This window comes from Halobellus sp. Atlit-38R (assembly GCF_003665925.1).
GTDB lineage: Archaea > Halobacteriota > Halobacteria > Halobacteriales > Haloferacaceae > Haloquadratum > Haloquadratum inordinatus.
Genome location: NZ_QXIJ01000004.1, coordinates 12,951 through 33,494, shown reverse-complemented (window position 1 = coordinate 33,494; position 20,544 = coordinate 12,951). Strand labels below are relative to the sequence as shown.

Genomic DNA, 20,544 nt, shown 5'->3' with positions numbered 1-20,544 from the left:
CGCGTAAAAGGAAGTGGGTTGGGGCAGTCTTACCCCCACGCTGTCCTGCGATTTTGGTTAATTTCATTTGTCTTCTTCTCCGAAATCAAGTTTGTCCAGATGCCGTTTCCGTCGGTGGCGGAACTCCTCAACCGGGTCCGCCTTGTCGTAGTGCTGTTCGATCACGCCGACCGAGGCGTTCACGCGCTCTGCGACCACGTCAGCCCGAATCCCGCGGTTCAGTTGCCAGGTGATCGAGCCGGCGCGAATCTGGTGTGGCGATCGCGACGACGGACACTTCGACGCCTGATTCTGTGACGTCCACCCGCACGCCGTCCGCTCTTTGCCGTGCGGACATCTCCCGTAGCGACACGGAATTGTCGCGTAGTACGAGGTCGCCCGCAGCGCGTTCAACGATAGCCGTCCGTAGACCGACGCGAACAGCGGCCGACGTCCGTAATCGTCGGTCACGCTCGGTCGGTGCTCGACGACGTACTCACGAAGCGCTCGGATCACGTCGTCGCTGATTCCGACCGCCCGCTCGCCGTCGTAGGCGTTCTTCAGCGGCGTGTCCTGATCTGGCCGATGCCGGAACTGCACGTACCCCTCCTGGAAGTCGACATCGTCGATATCGAGCGACCGGATGCCGCCCATCCGAGCGCCCGTATACCACGTCAGTTCAAGGAACGCGTGGCCCCGCGGATACCGCGTCTCGTCCTCGCGGAACGCCTGCAGGAGCGCCTTCGCCGCCGCAGTCTCCAGAATCGTCTCGGAGGTCTGCTCGTCCTTCGAGACGTTCGGGAGCTCGATCGAGTCGATAACGCGCTCGTCGACCACACCCAGCGACTCGTAGTGTTCCAGGAACTGCCGCAGCGTCAGTAGCTCGTTCCGGAGCGTCACGGTCGCCAGATCATTCGCCCGGCGCGCGGTCTCGAACTGCTGGATGTCCCACGGCGTCAGCTCGCCGAGTCTCTCGATATCCTCGTGCTCGCAGAACTCCCAGAACAGCTTCAGCTGGTGACGGTAGCCCTTGACCGTCTGTCGGGCCTTGTCGAGCCGCTGTCGCTCCAACCAACGCTCTGCGGCCTCCCGCGGCTCGAACTCTGGCGGATCGCTCACTGTGGACCCTCCCGGCCGCGACCGTCGGTTACCCCCGTAACGTCGGCCGCGAACTCGTGCAGGTGGAACTGCGCGACGTCGTGCATTGCCCGATCGGCACGGACCATCATCTCGACGTACTCAGTCATCTGCCACCCCGGTCACGTCGCCGCTGTCGGCGTCCATCAGCCGGCCGGCGAGCCCGCCTTGCGGGCGCGGCCCGCGCTTCGACTCCCGACGGATCGGCTCGTCGAACTCCGAATCACAATCGGAGCAGCGCCAACGGCCGTCGCCGTCGTCGAGTTTCGAGACGGCCTTCTCGGGACTGCGTCGGAAGATGTTCGCCGACGAGTCGCAATTCGGGCAGGCGAGCACCTCAGTCATCGGCGACCGCCTCCGGAGCAGGGGTCGCATCCGGTGTCGGTTCGTCGGGCGCAGCGAGCGCGCTGAGGACGTCTTGCTTCGCGTAGTCGTCTGGGTCGTAGTCTTCGAGAACGTCCAGCAGCGCCAACTGCGGGCGGTCGCTCGCGGCGTGCTCGCTGAGGTCGTCGAGGATCGCACAGACCGCGTTCGCGACGTCGTCCTCGCCCGCGACCCGCGAGCTGTGGCGCTTCGCCAGCGGGACCACCGCGGCCTGCCACGCCACGATCGAGCCGCTGAGTCGGAGGTCCCACTCGCTCTCGTCTTCGGGCTCGTACTCGGCTTCCGCGTCGCTCAGCGTCTCGGTGACGAAGCGCGCGACGTTCGCGTGGGCGAGCTGTGCGCCGCCGCTGCGGAAGACGGCCGCGTGTTCGTCGAGCCAGTCGACGTCGACGTCCAGCGTGGCTTCGAGGTCGACCGTGACGGTCGTCTCGATTTCGACGCCGTCGCGTTCCGTCTCGGTGGTCGTCAGCGCGGGACCGGACGCGCGGAGCGTGAGCGCGTCGTCGGTCATTCGGCACCTCCCGACTGGATCCGCGGCGCGAGCATATACCGGCCCTCGTAGAGCACCGTCTCGTCGTCGCACCGCTGGAAGTCGAGCATCAGCGGGAACTCCTCGCCCCACCGGACTGACAGCGACGTGACCTTCGCCTTCTTCAGGCCCTTCGCCATATCGCGAAGGTAATCCATCGAGTAGATGCTCGATGCGTTCTCGGTCGGCGTCTCCGTGATCGGCTCGGCGACGTCGCCGACGTCGATTCGCGTCGAGCGCGTCATCTCGTCGCCGTCGGCGTCGCCTTTCAGAATCAGGTGCCCGTCGAACTCGCCGAGCTCGACGTGGTCCGTCGGAATGTAGTCGACCGCGTCGCAGAACGCCTCGACGTCCAGCTCGGCGCGGTAGGACAGTTCGAGGTTCGGGATGTCCGGTTCCTGCCGGATCGACTCGGGTTCGATGTTCAGCAGTTCGTCCGTCCGCGACAGCGTCGTCACGTCGTACTCGCGATCGATGCTCACGAGCGTCCGCGTCGCGTCGATGTCCAACTCGACCGGGTCGTCCGTCGACTTCCCGAGTCGCGCGTCCGAGAGCGAGGATTTGAGGCGCGTCAGATTCGCGCCGATCAGCACGTCGTCCGCGCCGTCGACGTGATAGCCCTCGAAGGCCGCCGGCTTCGCGTTGATCCCGACCATTCCCACGTTCGCCGGGTCGACGGCCGTCGTGTGCAGGCCGCCCGCGTCGAACCGCAGTTTCGCTTCGTCCACCAGCACCGTCGGCAGCGCCATCAGCGGCCGAATCGTGCGGCCGCTCGTCTCGATTTCGACGGATTCGCCCGACGGTTCCGAGAAGAATCGAGTCTGTGAGGTGCTGCCGCTCATTCCGCGGCACCTCCCGCGACCGCCGGTCGCACGTCGCGATCGCGCATCCAGCCGTGGTCGTCGCAGGCGAGCAGATTCCGGGGCTTCGTTCGATTGGGTCTCGTAATCGCGTCGAAGACCACGATCACGGCCGCCGGCTCGCCGCAGACGACCATCTTCCCGTCGTCGCCTTCGACCCACTGCCGGCAGGACTTCCCTTCCGGCGCGTCGACGACGTCGAGCACGTCCGGTTCGGGGTAGCCGCCGTCGGTGACGAGTCGGTGCCCGCTGTCGTCGAGTGCCCGACCACACGATCGGCACACCGCCTTTCCGGTGCGCGCGTCGATGCCGGTCGCTCGGTTCGTGCAAAAGGCGCAGTCGCCGCTGTTATTTGGAGTCGGTGCGTCTCTGGTCGTGCCGGATTCTTGTCCGGTTACGTTCGCGGTCTGCATACTCAGACCGGAACCGTAACGCGGGCGGTGGTTCCAGCACCGTCCGCGTCACCGATAAAATCTCACTGAGTGCCAACTGAGCCTCGCGTCGGTCCCGTGAGCATCACTGGATGCGGCCAGCACTTATAGTTTACGAGGGCATTAGTAGATATTGCGAGCTTCAAAGGATGCTAATCGGCTGTATTACAGCTCTCCGCATCAGGAGACACCATATGAGACACTCTGGAGACTGGATGGCTCTCGTAGATGACCGGGTTCTGGAATATCTCCGAGAGCAGGGCTCTGGATCGCCTACAGAGATGAAGCGTGAGGGCCCAATACACTACTCTCGGCAGTATATCGATAAGCGGTGCAAGAAATTGGCTGAAGAGGGCTTGGTAGAACATCTCGGAAACGGGATCTACGTCATCACAGAAGACGGTGAGGCGTATTTAGACGGCAAACTCGACACTCAGAATTGGGTACGGATCGACGAAAACGGTGGAGCAGCGACCGCTGGCACGCACGCGCCTACTGAAGACGAAAACGGACAGGAGAGCTAATTGATGCGCCAATCTGCCGAGTGGATGCACAAGCTCGACGAACGTATCCTCGAATACCTGGACGACAAGACGTGGTCGGATCCCGCGCTAATGAGTGAGCACTTTCGGTTTACTACCTCAGCGGATCGGATTGCAGATCGGTGTGAGGTTCTGTCTGATGCGGATATGATCGCGCCGGTTCGTGAAGGTTCGTCGATGTACGAAATCCAAACTATTGGTCGGCTCTATCTGAAAGGCGAGATCGACGCGAATCTTCGTCGACCGATTCCAGCTCCGCGGCCGCCGCACGCTGTTCGACCTGGGTGGTGGGCCGGGTTTGGATAGTATGATCTTCGCTCAATCGGGAGAGGTGTTGGAAGCGCTGCTCGCAGAACTGGCAGGGGTATTGAATGTGGTCTCCCCGGAATTGATCGGGATCTCGTTTACAATCGTGCTCAGTTCCATCTCGATTATTATCAGCTACAATTCGTACCAAGGGCAGGCTCGAATGGCGGTTCGGGAATCCATCGAGCAGATCGAGCCGCTGAGACTCGGTAAGTATGAAAAGGTCAGACCGACGCTCAGCAGATTCAATTACAAACTCAGAGATGGCCGATCAACGACCCAAATAACAATTCGACACTACGATAATAGTACGAAAGCGTCGGTTTCCAGCCTTCCAAAGGACTTTGAGCGCTTTGACGACGACGAACAATCTGAACTAACACAGTTTGTGAAGGAGCTCTCCAATGTCCGCGATGCTGGATTTTCTATGCAAGGATTTGAGATCTACTTTGCTACCCGGGATCCAGTGAAAGTGAGTCACTCAACGACGATCGCGATGGAAGCGTTCCACGATTTAGCTCAGGACCGTGTAGACTCGCTACCTATTGAAGCCGGTCAAGAAACCGAGGTTGAACCAGTGAATTAATACGCAAAATTATATACTAATCAATTATTAATTTTCACGTCGGTCTGCCAACCTTCATACCCGCTCTTCGCATACGCTATTTTGCCACGTCGGACACGTGGCGCGGCCGGTCAGAAATTAGGTATAGTATGTGATATTTATCACGGTGAAGTCCGGATACCGAAGCCTTAACCGAGCTGCCACACCCACAACATATCGTCCTGTTCGGGACGACGCCAGCCTAGGCGTCTAACTAAGTTCTGGGAGGTGAGTCATCATCACCGAAGCAAGATTGATCGTGGTCGCGATCTGCGGAACGATCCTCGCAATCTATGGAAAGGACGCGGGATTGGTCTTCGTCACGATCGCGGCCACGACCACAGTGTAGTCGTCTCGTTGGATCAACTACTCAGTGTGGACACGGCCTAACGTGTCCTACTGGGTTCTTCGTTGGAAGGGTGAAATAAGTTTCTTTGAGAGTCGAATACGGCAGTTTGGAGCCGTTATAGCGTCGATTTGTGCATTACTGGTGGTAGAGAGGCGGCTGTCCCTTCTACGCCAGCTCGTCGTACTTCTCCAGCACCAACTCGAAGTACTCGTCTGTCATCCGCCGCGGATTCTGCACCTGGTGAAAATCGTCAAGCACGAACTTCGTCTGCTCGCGCTCCAGCCCGTAAGCGTGGAACGCAGCCGCGTCCAGTTCTGCCTGTACGCGCTCACGCTCGTCAGGATCGGTCGCCGGCTCGATTCCGCCCAGTCGATTGCGCATCTCCTCGAACTCCTCTCCGTAGCAATTGAGGCGCGCTGCTCGTCGCCAGATGTACTCGAACCAGTCGTCGCCCTCGGTGAGACGCGGGACCTGCGACTCTTTGAATTTGTACATCACGATGCTTGTGTCGATCTTGGTTCGCATCAAGTAATCGAAGGGAACGCTGTTGATTAGCCCGAGCGCAACGAATAATTCCCGGTCTGTGAATATTCTCTTGTAGACGCTGTGGAGTGGAGAATCCGTCAGATCTTCTTCAGAGGGGTCGATTGTGTACGGCCTAACTGTGTGGAGCTTATTGTGACAGACAGTGCCATCTGGAATCACTGCCGCGATCATCGTCCGCTCGTTGGTAAACTTCGTTACGTCTCGGTAGACAATTCTATACTCCATGGAATCGAGCAGCACGTCAGATTCCGAAAGACCCTCTCCACGGTATTCCTCCAACAGATCATTCACGAAGCTGACCTGCGATCCCGTCCCGTCGAATTCGTCATAGATCGCCCGCTTGAGATTCCGAACGCTCTTCTCACGGATTCGCTGCTTCGCGCTCAGTTCAGGATCGACATCTTCGTTGACGCTCCAGAATTCCGGTGGGTCGATATCGACAAACGACGGATCGTGACTGAACTGATAGATATTCCCGCCGCCTAAGACCGGATAGTCACCCTCAGATTCGTCTTCGACGAACCGATCCCGGTCGTTCGTCCGGTCCAGCTCTCGGTACGGTTGCGCGAACCAGTCGTCGCCTTGTTCCTGCCGGATCGGTGGATGGGTGACGATCTTTTCGAGGATCTCGACTTCCTCCTGTTTGCGCAGCTGCGGGAAGATCCGTGCTTCTGGCGAGTATTCGAGCAGCACCTTCCGTGGAATGGACAATGCGCGCTCCTCGAACTGCGAGATGATATCCAGTCCGTGCTGCTGGAAGATCCCGCGGAGTTCGTCGGTGGTCCCGCTGTTCTTGAATGCGACGACCCCGAAGTTGTAGCGCCCGTCGACTGCCTCGAAGATGTCCCGATTCTCCCACGTGATGAGCGACTGAATCGACGTTTCGTCGAGCAGGTGAACACGGAGATCCTTCGTTGACGCCCCGTTGAAAATCGTCCCCGGAAGGACCTGACCGACGTATCCCCCGTCCTTTGCCAGATCGAAGACGCGCTCGAAGAACAGCGACGACAGATCGTTCTCCGTGCTCTGGCTTTGTCCGCCGACAGTCGGATCCTGTAGTGTGTAGGCGTCCGATTCGTGGAAGTACCTCGTTGCGATTTCCACTTCGTGTTGATAGTCTTCCCAAGCGTCTGCGATGTCTTCGTCTTCCAGCAGTTCCTCTTGGCGCTCGTCCTTTGCCGCCGGTGGGAGTGAGTGGAACTGCTCGTCGTACCGCATAAAGAAGTCGTCGCGAGTCGCTCGAAGTCGGTCCCACGGTGGGTTCCCGATGATCACGTCGAAGCCGCCATCGACGTACACCTCCGCGAACTCCAGCACCCAGTGAAACGGCGTGTACTCGTCGAGGTCGTCTTCCGTGACACCGTCGACGACGGCCCGGAAGTCCGCCAAAATGTCGTCATCCAACTCCTCGCGATACTTTTCGAGCAGTTCGTTCGCCTTCTCGCGGTGCTCTTTCGACTTCTCGGGGAACGCACTGAATTCCTCGTGCAGTTCGATCTGCTCGATCACGTCCTCGTAGCGCGACCGGACGCTGTCCTCGCTCCAGCGCTCGAACGTCGCCAGTCCGTCGTCGGTCTCCTCGGGGAACCCGACGTACCCGATCAGGGTGTTGCCCTGCCGGACGTTGAACGTGATGTTTGGCAGCGCGATCTCTTCGACGTTCAGCTCTTCGAGGTCCTCTTCCCGCAGTTCGGAGATGATCGACAGCCACAGCCGAAGCTTCCCGATTTCGACTGCGGGCTCCATTATGTCGACGCCGTAGATGTTGTTCTGGACGGTCGTCTTTTTGAGGCGGTGCCGACGCGGGTGCTCCTCCCGTTTCGACCACAGCGCCTGCCGGACGTTCACGATCTCCTCGATGACCGAGGTGAGGAAGTGCCCCGATCCCATTCCGGGGTCGACGACGTAGAAGTCGTCCATCTCGCTCAGAAGCGCCGTGACCAGGTCCTTCGATCCCGGCAGGCCGTCGATCAGCTCGTAGAGCGTCTCGTACTGGTCGACCTCCGGCTCGGGCCACTCGCGCTCGTCGAGCAGGTACTCCTTGAAGCGGTCCATCAGCGCCGGCCGCACGGTCTCCTCCGCGGAGAAGCGCGTGATCTCCTTCGGCGTGTAGTACGCGCCCAGGTCGGCGTTCTGGTCGCCCGGATCCGCCGTGAGGTAGTTGATCGTCTTCTCGAAGACGTTGCCCAGCACGCTCGGGTCGATGTCCGTCGGGCCACCGTCCGTCGAGAACTGGTAGCGTTCGAGCAGGTCGATGATCGACTCCAGGACGCTGTCGCGAACGTTGAAGTCGCGCTCGTCGAGGTCCGACGCGCTGTTCAGTTCCGGACGGAACAGCCCGCCGTTGAGGTACGGGATGTCCTCGAACACGTCGAGGTCTGCGACCTGCGGATCCCGATTCGTCGGCTTCTCGTTGAAGACGTCGTAGAACAGCGGATCGAAGAACGTCTTATACAGCGTCTGCGGGTAGATCCCGTCCTCGTAGGTCTCGGTGAGCACGTCGAGCAGATCCGGGCGCACGATCCGCTTGTCTTCGAGGAACTTCACGAAGATCAGCCGATTCATCAGGTCGACGGCGAACAGCCGCACCTCGTCGCCGTCGGCCTCTTCGGGCGGCACGATCCCGTCACCGATCAGACTCCGCGCCCGCCGGTCGTCGGTGTCCTCCTGGACGCCGAAGACCACGCGGATGTAGTCGTCGTAGAACTCGTCGGTGATCTCCTCTTGCTTCTCTTTGATGACCTCCCGCGCGTCGTCGATGATCGAGACGAAATTCTCGTACTGGAACGTCCGAAGCAGCGTCGCGACCAGCTCACGTTCGGCTTCCGTGACGACCTCGGTCGGCGGTCGATTCGCGCCCGTCGCGTTGTCGAAAAGCGTCAGAAAGACCGGGCGCAGATCGACGTCCTCGATGATGTTGTGCGTGTACGAGTCCGGGTCGTAGCGGACGAAGATCCACCGCAGACCGTCGGTCGCAAATCCGAAGTCCGACTCGAACTCCCGCTGACTCAGCCAGCTTTTCACCTGGTCGAGCCCGTGCCCGCGGTTTTCGAGCGGTTTCTTCAGCGGCTCGGCTTCGATCAGCAGCCGACTCGAATCCACGCTTTCGATGTCCCGCAGCGAGATCGCGTAGTCGGCCTGCTCACCGCGCTCCGTGGCGAAGCTCCCGGCCTCGTACCCGTAGTCCTCGTAGCCGAGCGAATCGAGCATCGGCTCGATAACGCGGTTCTTCGTCAGCGGCTCGGGGTCCAGTTGGTCGGTCGTGTATCTCGATTTGGGAACGTACTCTCCCCATCCCCGTGAGAACGTTTTGTCGAGCGTGTCGTCGTCGAGCTGCTCGCGAAGCCGGTCGATGCTTCCGGCGATCGCCTCGATAATCCGATCTTCCGCTTCTCGTGTGACCTCCGTATCGAACGCAGAGAAGTCGAATTCCGCTTGTGACCCCTGAGTAGACATCTGTGAGATGACCCAGGGTTGTCGCGAGGCTGTAATGAAAGTGACCGTTAGCCCTCGGCATCGTACCGCGTTCCGGAGAACGCCCGGAACGAGGGAGGCATAGATCCGCTCACGAGTGTTCTTTGCACAAGCGAATCACCCGTCAGAACGAGTGTGCGATCCTCGCACAGTGATCCCGAAGTGGCAGCCGGGATCCGAGTCACGAACGCCGCCGGACAACCGTGCCGAGTTGGCTTTTCGGAAGCCACTCGTCGGAGAGGCTGAGTAGCTCATCACGGTCCTCAAACTTCCGCTCGTACTCTCGAAGCCGCTCCACCAGCTGCCCGTGACGGTCGGTACCGTCTTCTGTGTGTCTGATCCCTCTTTCGAGCGAGTGTATTCTATGTGCGCGTTCCATCAGGGGCCGAGCCGCTGCCGACGATTCGAACAGAACCGCCTCTTCAGTCTGATTAGAGATGTATCCAACGAACATCGTGGGCGGAGTTCTGTTCGTGGATTCGACCTTCTTCTCGGCCAGCCATTCCGGCAGTTGGATAAGCAGTTCCTCGGAGTCGAGAAGCCCTAACAACTGCCACAATTTCTGGGTCCGCTGCTCGTCGAGAAGTCCCCGTCTTCTGGCTTCGTCGAGCGAGACATCGTAGTCGGCGAGGGTCCCTGAATGGTACTCACGGGCGAACTCGTCGTACTCGGCGTATTCGGTAATCAGGTCAGCCACTCCATCATACGAGGGGCCGCACACCCATTACTCCCCCCGTCCATCCAATCACTACCCTCGAACGTCCTGTATCGAGCGTAGAGACGTCACTTGGTCACCTCGTAGACACCTGTGAAATGGCGCAGAGTTGCCGCGAGCGACTCAGAGTTCGCTTTCGTCCATCTTGATGGGATGGCCGTAGTCTTCCCAGTTCTTCGTGGACCAACCGCATTCAGAACAGGACGTCTTCCCCGAGATTTTGGCATCGCACGCCATACATCGCCACGTACCTCCAATCATAACGACGGTGCCGCCCTCTTTTGCCGAGCATTGACTGTCGTTGTGGATTGTTGGCGAGATCACACGTCCGCAATTTCCGCATTCTACGTGTTTGACGATCATCGTCGGATATGGTATGTAGATGAAATGTAAATTTTGTTTCTTTGACGGTGCACCCGATACCGTGCGATTCCGGTTCGGGGGTGTGACTGCAGAGCCTGAATATCGGCGCACGATTTTTGTTATCGTTGGCCCTCTCGCTGACTGCGGGCTTTGCCCGCTACCCAACCTACCCACTGACCGAGTCTCCGTCTCACCGCGGGCAGTCCCCATTTCCCGCGGTGTTTCCGCTCACAAGCGCCGATAGTCGTGGGTGCTGTCGATCGTTCCTGTCTCCAAATCTCTCCACACCAGGAAACAACAGACAGTGTGGAGTTAGACCACTCGTCGGTCGCGACCACACGCCGGACAGATTCTTCAGAATGTCATTCGGTCACGGGTTTGTACCGTCCGCGGTGTCCGTCTCCGTCACTTCGGCGACTACAATCCCATCACTGTCGAGGACGCGAATCGTAATCTTGTACTCATCTCCACCGACACCGCCCTGATTGTACTGTATCGTCCCGTCTGGGTTCGAGCTGGATTTCGTCTGCGTTGCCCACGAGCGATCGGTGTTCAAGAAGATTGCTTCAACTTGCGAGAAGTCCGTATCCGGACCTGAAACCAGATATTGTAACGTGTACCTGCCGTTATTGTTGTTGGTCGTGTCCGCGATAGAGTATGTTGATAGAGCGGGGCTACTGGGCCGAGTTAAGTCAGCGTTCCCAGACGGGGAGCTACCGTCGGCCACGTCGGAAACTACACGTTCATCTACGACGACGCCATCCGTGTCAACGAGTTCAACGCGGATACGGTAGCTGTCACCAGCTGTGTTGCCAAAGAACGCTTCTGCATAGTCGTCGATATTGTGTCGGGGATCAGAGCTGGAATACGTCGCATCGGCCCCACTACTGTCGAGGTTCGTGTATTTGACTCTGACCGATCCGAAATTCGCTCTATCCGAGACGTTATATGACACCTCGTAGTTCGCTTGGCTCCCACCAAGATCATCGACCACGGTCCCTGCAAACGACGGACTGTCACTATCGGTCAGATCGCCAGCCGACTGGGAATCTCCATTTGCCACATCAGTTATCTGAACAGTATCCGTGATCGTGCCATCAGTATCGAATACCGTGATCGTGATATCGTATGTCGCACCCATCTGACCGCCCTGGGAGAACGTGATTGTATCCCGTTCTGCCGTAGTTGAACTCGTGGTATCCCCCCAGTTGTTGTTTCTGTTATCGAAGGTAACTACGACGTTAGCGAAGTCCGCAGTCTCGTCGATATCGTACATCAACTCGTAATTGGTGTTCGTATTCTCTGACGTATCCTGGAGTGTGTAGCCACTTACCACTGGATCTGGCGCCGGCGTGGGTGTGGCGGTCGGCGTTGCTGTCGGGGTCGAAGTCGGTGTTGAGGTGGGTGTAGATGTGGGTGTTGCAGGAGGGGTTGGCGTGGGTACTGGTGTTGCTCCATCACCGAGTATCCGTGATTGAAAGAGAATAGCAGAACGGCCATTCGAACGCCAAACAACGTATATTTCTCCGGTCGGTGCTCCAGAGATCTGGCACTTTGTCCCTGGAGACACTGTGGCGATCGCCCTATTGCAGGCTTGCCCATCAGTACCGGCATAATTGCCTAACTGGCCAGCTGATTCAGAGGCAAGATATACGTCTTCGCCATCAAGTGGATCTCCACTGGTATATGAGAGGGTAGCCGTCGACCCATCTTGAGTCAGTTGAAACGACGCCAATGGATCATTTCGATCGAGACCACCGACGTACCCGAGTCCGAATGCACCAACTGAAACTGACAAGACAACAGTCAGTGACACCAACAGAACGACACCAATTACCGGAGATACCCCTCGATCATCAGAAAAGGCTGATCCTAAAAGGAAATTGAGTAGAGGCACTCGTGCTTAGTAAATTGCACTGAGACGATTAGAGAGTTGCGGGCAGGCTGTCAAAGAATAATACTTTTCAGCGGCTGCGTGCGGGAAATTCGACTACATTGTCCGGTGAATTAGTGAGCCACTACTGGATGAACTCAGGCCAGCGTGCCGTTCTTACGTCCGTTCGAGCGCGGCATCGGACGCCCCACAAGGCGACACGTTTCACCACTCCGATGTCTATTCACCAGTCAGAATCCGTCTGCAAACCAGGACAGCCGGTATTCACTCGAACTCTGCAAGCGAATCGAACTCATTCCAGCACTCACAGTCGACATCGTCTATTGACTCGACTTCATCAGGGAGGTCTGAGATCGGCATCCCATCCTCTACGTGTTCACAATCATCGGTATGCAAAGAGAAGTCATCAGTCGACATAATTGGCATAAACACAATCTGTTATTGTGGGTGGAAAAATACCCGGACAACCCGATCAGATCCTTCCTCTTGTACTGTCTTGAGCAAGTCCCAGCTACGACTCCTCGCCTGCTGTCGGATGGAACGATGCCGCGGAGTCGAAACTCGTGAGATCGTCGATCCGCTGTTCTAACTCCTCGATTTCAGCCTGGAGGTCTGCCGTGTCCTCGTCGGTGGCGGCCAGTTGGTCTTTCAGCCCTTGCAGGCGCGACTCTTTGCTTTCGTCGTCGACGTCCGCCTTCCGCACGTACTCGCTCTCTTCGATCTCGTAGACGTCCGACTCCGAGAGCTCCGTCACTTCGAGCGCGTCGTCGACCTTGCTGGCGTCCACACTGGTCACGCGCTCACGGTCGATCCCGGCCGCTGTCAGTGTCTCCAGTACTTCTTCGTCGTCTTTCAGCGTCCGGTTGCGCCGGGACGTCCGCTGGACCGACCCGTACTGCCCGGAGACGGGCTGGTCGTGGTGGAGACGGGCGAGCAGCACGCTCCGTACGTCCTGCCGGAGGTCGTTGGCGTTCCGCTGGACGTCCGAGAGGAGCGTGTACAGATTCACCAGTGCCGGCGTTTCCATTCCTTCGAGGTCCGTCGGGTCGTGACGTTCGAGCGCGTCGATGAGAAGCAGCGCATCGGCGTAGACGGAGATGTCCGGTTCGGCTCGGTCGTCCTCGTCGGTTTCGACCTCGTGGGCATCGACTAACGGGGAGCTCGTCGGCGTGTCGGTTTCCGCGAGCATTCCCTCTCGGTCGTCGATCTCGAACCGCGGGTGCAGACTCAAGACTGTCGCGTAAGGTTCGGCGTCCGAGGGCAGGTTATCGAGACTGAAGCCGCCCCAGCCATCGGTGACGTGGCCGTATAGCGTCTCGAACTGCTCGCGTTGGAGTGGGATCGTGTCGTCGCCGTCGCGGTACTTGATGAGGATGCGGTGTTCCTGGACGTCCGTGATCCGGAACGGCTTTCGAGACAGCGGCGTGAGGAGTGTCGCGTCCGACGGCAGCTCTTCCGCGTTTTCGAGGAGGTTGTGCCAACTCGCGCTGAACGTCATATTGTGGGTTACCCCACCACGGCTCAAAAGCCTGCGGACGAACGCGTCCCGAAGAGCGTGTTTCTCCGTACTGGCCGGGAGAAGAGGTATCTTGGTGAGCAGGCGAGTCTCCTCACCGATAGGACTATTCCTGAGGTTTCGAATGCCCAGTACCCGCGAACGGGTCACTCCAGTCAATGTGCAGAGCCTGAATATCGGCGCACGATTTTTGTTATCGTTGGCCCTCTCGCTGACTGCGGGCTTTGCCCGTTACCCAACCCACTACCGAGTCTCCGTCACACCGCGGGCAGTCCCCATTTCCCGCGGTGTTTCCGCTCACAAACGCCCACCTGTCGGGGCGCTGCCGATCTCTCTCGTCTCCATATCTCTCCACTCCAAGAAACAGCGGACAGCGTGGAGTTAGATCACTCGTCGGCCCCGTCCACACGCTGGACAAACGCGCAGTATCCTCCCTGGACTCGTAGGACGACAGCCACCCGAAGGTCACAGACCGACTTCCGACGCTGTCGCTTCAACAGCACCGAACGCCGAGTTGTTCGCCGGCGCGATCCCGATGTCGGCGAGGGACCGCTCGATCAACGGCTTCACGCGCTCGACGTCACACATCCGAATCGTATCATCCAGCCGCGCGCGGGCGGCCGCTTCTGCGAAGCGCTGCATCGCGTCGAGCTTCCGCGCCGTCACGGGAAGCGGCGGCCCGTCGTACTCGCTGTCGCCCATCGCGTCCTGATAGCGCTCCGGCAGCGACGTCTTCAGGTCGGCGAACCACTGGGCCATCTCGTCCTCGACGTCGCCTCTCGGGACCGGTCGATACTCCTGGGCATGCGCGATGTAGGCGGCCAGCTGGTCGCTGTCGTACTCGCCTTCGACGAAGACGCGCTCCTCGTCGGTCAGCTCCTCGCCACGAGCCAGCTTCCCGGCGGCCTTCCGGGCGCTGATCATCTGCTCGGCGACGCGGACGATGAGCTCGCGCTGCTCGCGGGCCTGCATCCGCAGGATCAGATCGAACCGCGACAGCAGCGGCGACTGAAAGCCGACCTGCTCGGCGAACTCCTTGGTCGGGTCGAAATGCCCGCCGGTCGGGTTCCCGGCCGCCAAAAGCGCCGTCTCCGCCGGGAGCGTGGCGTGCTTCCCGGCCTTGTTGACGTGGACCTCCTGCGATTCGAGCGCCGTGTGCAGCGCGTCCAGATCGGAGTTGTCGCCCTTGTCGAGTTCGTCGACGACCGCGAGCCCGCCGTGCGCCCGCACCAGCGTCCCCGCGGAGATCGACCACTGACCATCACTAAAATCGTCCTTCTCGATCGCTGCAGTGAGCCCTGCGGCCGACGAGCCGGTCCCGTCAGTGAACGCGCCGCGCGGCGCGATCTCGTAGGCGGCCCGCGCCAGCACGGTCTTCCCGACGCCGGGATCACCGAGCAGGAAGACGTGCGGTTCACCGCGGTGATGGGCGCCGTCGTCAGTCGTCCGCGTCCAGCCGCCGATCAGCTGCAGCACGAGCGCTTCGATCACTTGCTGGTCACGGTCACCTGCGGCCTCGAAGTTCGGCGCGAACGCCCCGCACAGCACCGAGACCGGGTCGTCGGCCGCGCCGATCTCCTCGACGGCCTGCTGGTGCCGCTCGTCCTGGTAGTCGGCGATCGTCGGCTCGTCGGGGACGACCTCGTTGCCGATGACGCATTCGTCGAAGACGACTTCGCCGGTGAACAGCGGCCGGTGTCGCCCGATCACGGTGACGCGACCGCCGGACTCGACGCGGTCGGTTCCGGTGAGGTCGTCCGCGAGGTGGACGTCGATGTTCTCCGTGTCGCCCCGGGCGTCTTCGGGCGGTTGCTGCAGGCGGATCTTCTGGTAGTCCTCGAACTCCGACTCACTCCGCTTGTGGAAAAAGTACGCACTCGGGTCGTCGCAGCCCCGACAGCCCTGCGGCTCGCGAATCGACCCGAACGGCGGCTGTGGAATCCGTGCCCGGGTTCCGCAGCGCTGGCACTCGAATACTGCCTCCTCGACACGCGGCTTCACTTCGGTCCGTTTCGTGATCTGGCCCTCCAGCGCGAACAAGCGCTCGGCCTGTTCCGAGGGTGAGTAGCCGCCGACGGTGAACGTCGCACTCTCCGGGAGGTTCTCGAAGGCGACGTGGGCCTGCCCGAGCGGGCGCTCGCGTTCCGTGACCGTTGGGACGACGTCGTTGAGCGCGTCCGCGAAAGTCTCCCGCAGCGACTCGGGACGCGCGATCACGTCGGAGGCGAGCCCGCGGACGTCGTCGAGGTCGCACTCGACGTCGCTTCCGAGGGCGTCGATCTCCCAGCGAGCGAGCCGCTGCCAGTCCAGCGTCAGCCGGCGCGTCTCCGGATACTCGTCGACGAGCGCGCGGATGTCGTCAGCGAACGCCTCTCGGAGGACCTGCTCGCACTGCTGTTGTCGACTCACAGCGACTCACGCTCCTCGTCAGCGGCTGTCTGGTCTCCCCCACGGGCAGCGAGCCACGCATCGATCCGCTGGCGCAGTTGCTCTCGTCCCCGCCGGGTGTCAGCACGGAGCCGGTACCAGAGCGTCTGGAGTTGTTCCTCACGCTCCGCCAGAATCCCAGACTGGTGCGCCTCGTACAGCGCTTCGAGGATGATGAGCGCTGCTGTGAGTCCCACGAACGGGTGGATCAAAAGCCCGAGCGCGACTGGCACGCCCACGATCCCGAGCGCCTCCAGGACGGGCCGGAGTGCGTCTCGCTCGTACAGCGCCATCCCGGTGCCGGTCGCGATCGCGCCGACGACACCGACAGCGATGACTCGGATCACGGCAGCAGCCCCCGCAGCATCTCGACGTCGACGTTTGCGGCCAGGTCGCTCCCGTGCTCGTACAGCATCTGGGTGTCGTTGAGGATCTGGGCGACGTTGAGGCGGCCCCAGCCAGCGGCGAGGACGATGGCTAACAGCACGGCGAAGACCATCAGGTAGCCGATGGCGTTCCGGAGCACCGACCCGACAGACAGCAGTTTGCGGCCGTACAGCGCGACGGCTAACAGGAGCGCGACCACACCGATCTGCCCGCCGATCCCGAGGTACTGCAGCGTCCGGGTCAGCAGGTCACCGATCAGGAGCGCCAGCACTACTGCTCGCCCCCGTTATCACCGTCGTCGCTGCTGCCGCCACCTCCACTTCGGAACGAGAAGGTGTTGACCGTCTCCGGCGTCGAGGCTTCCGTCCGCCGGACGAAGATGAACCAGATCGCCAGGATCGACGTTCCGAGAATCGCCAGGAGGGCGATCGGGAGTTGGCCGACGAACTGCTGGAGCAGTCCCGGCGAGAGGAGTTCGACAGCGCCGACAGAGACCAGCCCGCCGATGAGCAGGAACAGCCGGTTCGAGTAGATCCCGAGCTTCTGGAGCCCCCACAGCGTCGCGACGAGGAGGCCGATCACCGACCCGAGCGTGATAGCCCGGCCAGGCACCAGTCCCAGCTGGCCGGCGAAGAGGAAGCCCCCGACCGCCAGGAGCACGGCCGCGTACGTGTTCGCCAGCACGCGCATCAGCGCCTTGTTCAGGAGTTTCAGGAGCCCGAGTCCGAGACGACCACCGCGACGGGTGATCCACGCCAGCAGCCGGCCACTCCCGGTGAGAACGCTCACGAGCAGTCCACCGCTCCCGCGCAGGAGTCGGCTGACGAGCCCACCTGACGACGAGGAGCTACTCGAACCAGCCGGCCGCGATCGCGGATCCTCCGTGGGTGCTGCCGGCGGTTCACTACTACCGAAGACGCGGCGTGAGACCACGACGACCGCGCCGCCACCGAGCAGGAGGACCCCAGCGATCGGGAGCCAACTCGGGACCGACATCGACGGCGTCTGGACCGACCCCACAGCACTACTGGCGCGGTCCCAGACGCCGGCTCCGCCACCGTCGTCGGTTGTGGAGGCACTCTCAGCGAAGATCGACAGCAGTTCGTCGGAGTCGTCGTCCTCGAAGATCGCGGGCGAGTTCGCGACGTCGGAATCTCGCACGACGCCCTGCGTGATCGAGTTCAGGATGTACTCGACGCCCGACGTCGTCCGGTAGTATTTGTAGGTCACCGGATCACCGGCACCCATCGGTCCGGGGTCGATGTCCAGCTCTGGATCCGAGCCGGCCTTCTCGACGGTGATCTTCACGTCGCCCTTCTCGGGCATCGCCATCGTCTGGATGTAGTTGACGCGGAAGTGATCGCCCGTCTTGGAGTTCGGGAGATAGAGCTTCTGGTCGCCGTCTGCTTCGATGATCGCGTAGTCCGTGGTTGGGTAGTCACTCGACGTCGCGTGGTGGATCCGTTCACCGTTCGCGGTCGGCCCGACGTTGACGTGGAAGCCGGGCGATCGCGAATCGATCCGGAGTTGCGTGTCGAGTTCGTCGCCGGGCGCGGTGGCTTCGGTCACAGTGACCGCGCCGTTCGCGACGTCGATCCGGCGACCGGTCGCTCGGACGTCCACCGTCGAACCGCTCGGGATGTCGCCACCGTAGGCGTCACTCAGATAGACGTCCAGTGTCGTCCCATCGAGGCGGTAGTGCTGCGCACTCACGGACTGCCACGTTCCGCCGTCGATGCGATATTCCAGAGAGGCGACCTCGACGATCCGCTCGGAGGCGAACGGGATCGTCATCTGTGCGTCCGCGGTCGCATCCGCGTACGTATGAGAGACGTTGTAGGTCTCCTCGAACGCACTCGTCTGGTAGCTCACCTCGATCTGGTCGGATGCATCGTGGGCGAGATCGATGTCGGCTTGCATCGCCGGCGCGTCAGCGGAGAGCGAGCCATCGGCGAGCGAAACGTTCAGTTGGTTCGATCCCTCACGAAGCTGACTCTTCGGGATCGTGGTCTGGACGGTCTCGCCGTCGGCCAGCGTGCCGGAGTGGAGTTGCGTGGTGTTGCCGTTAAGTTCGATTGCGAGATCGTCCGAAACCGTCGTTTCGGTCATTTCGGCCGATACGTCTACGTTTCCTCCGTTTGTTGAGACAGTCCATATGTCGTCTCCGGAGGCTGGGTCGATGGTTTTTGATACCGCCTCGCCTTCCGATAGTGTCCCCGAGTAAGATGCCTCGTGAGTTCCATCATCGTCGATGTCGACCGACGGGTCGTAGACTCCCTGTCGTTCTGTCCAATCGACTGTCACATCGACGGTTCCGGCATCCGTCGATACAGTGGCTGACGTGTCCGTGTTTGAGAGGGCCGAAAGTTGCGCTGTCGCCGTCTCTCCCTCTAAGAGAGTTCCAGCATAGGACGCTTCATCGGTGCCGTCTCCGTCCACGTCAACGCCGGGGTTCTGTACGCCCTGCGTGATGGTATATGATACGTCTGCCCAATAATTTTGAGCCCCAGCACCTGTTGAGTACCATCGCGTCTCCGAAGCGCTATCGTCAGTCCCAATGTTCAAGTTGTCGTTAGTCCCGTCACCGTCAGATGACGCCACGGCGAAGGAAATTTCATATTTGTTTCCTGCAGTCACTTGCTGAGGCGAATCGAGCGTTATCGTCTGGGTGCCGGTTGACCACTGCGGATCCCAGGTTGCAACCTGTGTTCCATCAGTGTAAGACGAGTCGACGTCGCCGCTGTCGAAATAAACCGGAACTGAGGAGAGGTAGTCCGATCCTTCGGCCGAAGAGATATGCACGGATATTTCGGTCAACTGGCCGCTCTTTTCGGGCGTGAACTCGATGGCTGTTTTTATCTGATCACCGTACAAGTCTCCGACAAAGCCATTGCCCCCACCGGTGCTGCCATCGCCATCTGAAGAGACGACGTTATACTGTGACGTAGAGGAGACTCCGGTGAACGTCACCTCGGGCTCGCTATTGTAGGGGCCGGTCGGTTCGAGGTTGCCATCAACATCCAGCGAGAATGATTGGCCGTCAGAAAGGCCGTTTGCTGATGCCGAGTCTGATCGAGTGAATCCCGAGCCGGTGAATGTGACCGACGTACTCGGAGGGTCGCGATTCCCAGCGATGTCCGCGGAAATTGTCGCACCATTTCCGACGGCTGATGCTGAAACAGTCTCAACTTCAGTATTCTCGACGCCCGTCGTATTTATCGTCACGTCCGAGGCGCTGTCGTAGTCTGAGAGCGACCACTGTGCGGACGTGCCGTTGGTTGCGCCGGCCAGTGAGACGTCGACCTGTCCGGAGAATGTCACTGTGTTCGACGAGAAACTCTCGATCGTCATCACGAGCGAGCCGTCCTCATAGCGAGCTTCCGAGCGCCAGGTCTCGCCCGAGGAGTGCGTCCCGCGGACGGTCTCGGGCGTATAGCCGAGTGCTTCTCGCAGTAGTCCGGCGTCGACGGCAATCTCCCGCGACTCGTGGTCGGCACTGTCGCGGAAGACCAGCGCCATCTGACCGCCACCAACGACGTTCGCGTCGGTACCCATCACTTCATCAGCGTGTCCCGGCGTCGTCGCGATCACTTCGAGCGAGTCGGCGTGGCCGCTCGACGCGAGGACAGAGCCTTCGAGGTCAGCCGCCGAGACCGGGATCGACTCGCCTTCTGGGACTTCCTGGGTAATCTGCGAGTCGGCGACGGTGACCATTCCGCTGGGCGCGGCCGCAGCCGAGCCAGCGAGTGCGCCGCCGAGCGCAGGCGCTACGAGCGAAAGCGCGAGCACGAACGCGAGCACCGCGGACGCGACTCGCCTGCTCACGCGCACACACCTCCGTTACGCGCAGCGAGCGCGTGTGAATTCAGCGCCCGCGCAGGCGTGCGGTTGCCGCGCCGGCGCGCACACTTCCGGAATTCATATCGCCCGCGGGCGACCGCTCGACCGTATATAAATGCGCCCGCGAGATCACGCCCGCCCGCACGTTGGACCGCACGCGGTGGCCCCCCAACGCGTGGGGGACTCCCTCCAAGGTAATCTATATTCGCGCGTGCGTAGCGACTCGGATATCTGAGAGGTTCGGCGGTTTGCCCCCAGATC

At 60.7% G+C, this 20,544-nt stretch carries 16 protein-coding genes and 1 pseudogene; 2 read left to right on the top strand and 15 right to left on the bottom strand.

The window, feature by feature from the left end:
* Positions 1-63: 63 nt before the first annotated feature.
* Genes D3D02_RS06800 through D3D02_RS06780 form a run of 6 tightly spaced genes read right to left on the bottom strand, consistent with a single transcriptional unit; the run spans position 64 to position 3,302 of the window.
* On the bottom strand, positions 64-1,098 hold the full coding sequence (locus D3D02_RS06800) for a tyrosine-type recombinase/integrase (RefSeq protein WP_121569241.1): 1,035 nt from the start codon (positions 1,096-1,098) through the stop codon (positions 64-66).
* Positions 1,095-1,226 carry a hypothetical protein gene (locus D3D02_RS21470; protein ID WP_255410146.1) on the bottom strand — a complete coding sequence of 44 codons (132 nt, stop codon included), beginning with the start codon at positions 1,224-1,226 and terminating at the stop codon, positions 1,095-1,097. The genes D3D02_RS06800 and D3D02_RS21470 overlap by 4 nt, the downstream gene beginning before the upstream one ends.
* Positions 1,219-1,461, bottom strand: coding sequence for a hypothetical protein (locus tag D3D02_RS06795; RefSeq protein ID WP_121569240.1), 243 nt, complete (start codon positions 1,459-1,461; stop codon positions 1,219-1,221). Before D3D02_RS06795 ends, D3D02_RS21470 begins: the two co-directional genes overlap by 8 nt.
* The gene (locus D3D02_RS06790; protein WP_121569239.1) at positions 1,454-2,011 is read right to left on the bottom strand and encodes a hypothetical protein; all 558 of its coding nucleotides are present in this window, start codon (positions 2,009-2,011) and stop codon (positions 1,454-1,456) included. The genes D3D02_RS06795 and D3D02_RS06790 overlap by 8 nt, the downstream gene beginning before the upstream one ends.
* On the bottom strand, positions 2,008-2,871 hold the full coding sequence (locus tag D3D02_RS06785) for a hypothetical protein (protein WP_121569238.1): 864 nt from the start codon (positions 2,869-2,871) through the stop codon (positions 2,008-2,010). The genes D3D02_RS06790 and D3D02_RS06785 overlap by 4 nt, the downstream gene beginning before the upstream one ends.
* Positions 2,868-3,302, bottom strand: coding sequence for a hypothetical protein (locus D3D02_RS06780; protein ID WP_121569237.1), 435 nt, complete (start codon positions 3,300-3,302; stop codon positions 2,868-2,870). The genes D3D02_RS06785 and D3D02_RS06780 overlap by 4 nt, the downstream gene beginning before the upstream one ends.
* Before the next feature lie 212 nt (positions 3,303-3,514).
* Between D3D02_RS06780 and D3D02_RS06775 the strand changes: the two genes are divergently transcribed.
* Both D3D02_RS06775 and D3D02_RS06765 read left to right on the top strand, forming a co-directional pair.
* Positions 3,515-3,844, top strand: a complete 330-nt coding sequence (locus tag D3D02_RS06775) for a phage repressor protein (protein ID WP_121569236.1) — start codon at positions 3,515-3,517, stop codon at positions 3,842-3,844.
* Positions 3,845-4,169: 325 nt separating this feature from the next.
* Positions 4,170-4,754 carry a hypothetical protein gene (locus D3D02_RS06765; RefSeq protein WP_121569234.1) on the top strand — a complete coding sequence of 195 codons (585 nt, stop codon included), beginning with the start codon at positions 4,170-4,172 and terminating at the stop codon, positions 4,752-4,754.
* 532 nt (positions 4,755-5,286) lie between these two features.
* On the opposite strand, the gene D3D02_RS06760 is transcribed toward D3D02_RS06765, so the two are convergent.
* The 9 genes and pseudogenes from D3D02_RS06760 to D3D02_RS06725 all read right to left on the bottom strand — a co-directional run bounded on the left by D3D02_RS06760 (position 5,287) and on the right by D3D02_RS06725 (position 20,268).
* Positions 5,287-9,123: an Eco57I restriction-modification methylase domain-containing protein gene (locus D3D02_RS06760; protein ID WP_121569233.1), complete on the bottom strand. Its 3,837-nt coding sequence runs from the start codon at positions 9,121-9,123 to the stop codon at positions 5,287-5,289.
* A 199-nt stretch (positions 9,124-9,322) separates the two neighbouring features.
* Entirely contained in the window at positions 9,323-9,838 is a 516-nt protein-coding gene (locus tag D3D02_RS06755; protein WP_121569516.1) for a hypothetical protein, read from the bottom strand.
* 751 nt (positions 9,839-10,589) lie between these two features.
* On the bottom strand, positions 10,590-11,495 hold the full coding sequence (locus D3D02_RS21140; RefSeq protein ID WP_233560597.1) for a hypothetical protein: 906 nt from the start codon (positions 11,493-11,495) through the stop codon (positions 10,590-10,592).
* Positions 11,496-11,867: 372 nt separating this feature from the next.
* A pseudogene (locus D3D02_RS21625) lies at positions 11,868-12,116 on the bottom strand (type IV pilin); the annotation flags it as partial.
* 508 nt (positions 12,117-12,624) lie between these two features.
* Positions 12,625-13,611 (bottom strand): hypothetical protein, encoded by a 987-nt coding sequence (locus tag D3D02_RS06745; protein ID WP_121569231.1) that lies wholly within the window; start codon positions 13,609-13,611, stop codon positions 12,625-12,627.
* Positions 13,612-14,094: 483 nt separating this feature from the next.
* Positions 14,095-16,038 (bottom strand): ATP-binding protein, encoded by a 1,944-nt coding sequence (locus tag D3D02_RS06740; RefSeq protein WP_121569230.1) that lies wholly within the window; start codon positions 16,036-16,038, stop codon positions 14,095-14,097.
* Positions 16,035-16,403 (bottom strand): hypothetical protein, encoded by a 369-nt coding sequence (locus D3D02_RS06735; protein WP_121569229.1) that lies wholly within the window; start codon positions 16,401-16,403, stop codon positions 16,035-16,037. The genes D3D02_RS06740 and D3D02_RS06735 overlap by 4 nt, the downstream gene beginning before the upstream one ends.
* Entirely contained in the window at positions 16,400-16,714 is a 315-nt protein-coding gene (locus D3D02_RS06730) for a hypothetical protein (protein WP_121569228.1), read from the bottom strand. The genes D3D02_RS06735 and D3D02_RS06730 overlap by 4 nt, the downstream gene beginning before the upstream one ends.
* A complete protein-coding gene (locus D3D02_RS06725; protein ID WP_147435581.1) occupies positions 16,714-20,268 on the bottom strand; it encodes a hypothetical protein in 3,555 nt (1,184 codons plus the stop codon). Before D3D02_RS06725 ends, D3D02_RS06730 begins: the two co-directional genes overlap by 1 nt.
* Positions 20,269-20,544 lie beyond the last annotated feature (276 nt).

Bases quoted from the DNA above. Each gene is read 5' to 3' on its own strand.
- D3D02_RS21470 (WP_255410146.1), bottom strand. From the start codon at position 1,226: ATGACTGAGTACGTCGAGATGATGGTCCGTGCCGATCGGGCAATGCAC.
- D3D02_RS06795 (WP_121569240.1), bottom strand. From the start codon at position 1,461: ATGACTGAGGTGCTCGCCTGCCCGAATTGCGACTCGTCGGCGAACATC.
- D3D02_RS06790 (WP_121569239.1), bottom strand. From the start codon at position 2,011: ATGACCGACGACGCGCTCACGCTCCGCGCGTCCGGTCCCGCGCTGACG.
- D3D02_RS06785 (WP_121569238.1), bottom strand. From the start codon at position 2,871: ATGAGCGGCAGCACCTCACAGACTCGATTCTTCTCGGAACCGTCGGGC.
- D3D02_RS06780 (WP_121569237.1), bottom strand. From the start codon at position 3,302: ATGCAGACCGCGAACGTAACCGGACAAGAATCCGGCACGACCAGAGAC.
- D3D02_RS06775 (WP_121569236.1), top strand. From the start codon at position 3,515: ATGAGACACTCTGGAGACTGGATGGCTCTCGTAGATGACCGGGTTCTG.
- D3D02_RS06765 (WP_121569234.1), top strand. From the start codon at position 4,170: ATGATCTTCGCTCAATCGGGAGAGGTGTTGGAAGCGCTGCTCGCAGAA.
- D3D02_RS06760 (WP_121569233.1), bottom strand. From the start codon at position 9,123: ATGTCTACTCAGGGGTCACAAGCGGAATTCGACTTCTCTGCGTTCGAT.
- D3D02_RS21140 (WP_233560597.1), bottom strand. From the start codon at position 11,495: ATGTACGATATCGACGAGACTGCGGACTTCGCTAACGTCGTAGTTACC.
- D3D02_RS06745 (WP_121569231.1), bottom strand. From the start codon at position 13,611: ATGACGTTCAGCGCGAGTTGGCACAACCTCCTCGAAAACGCGGAAGAG.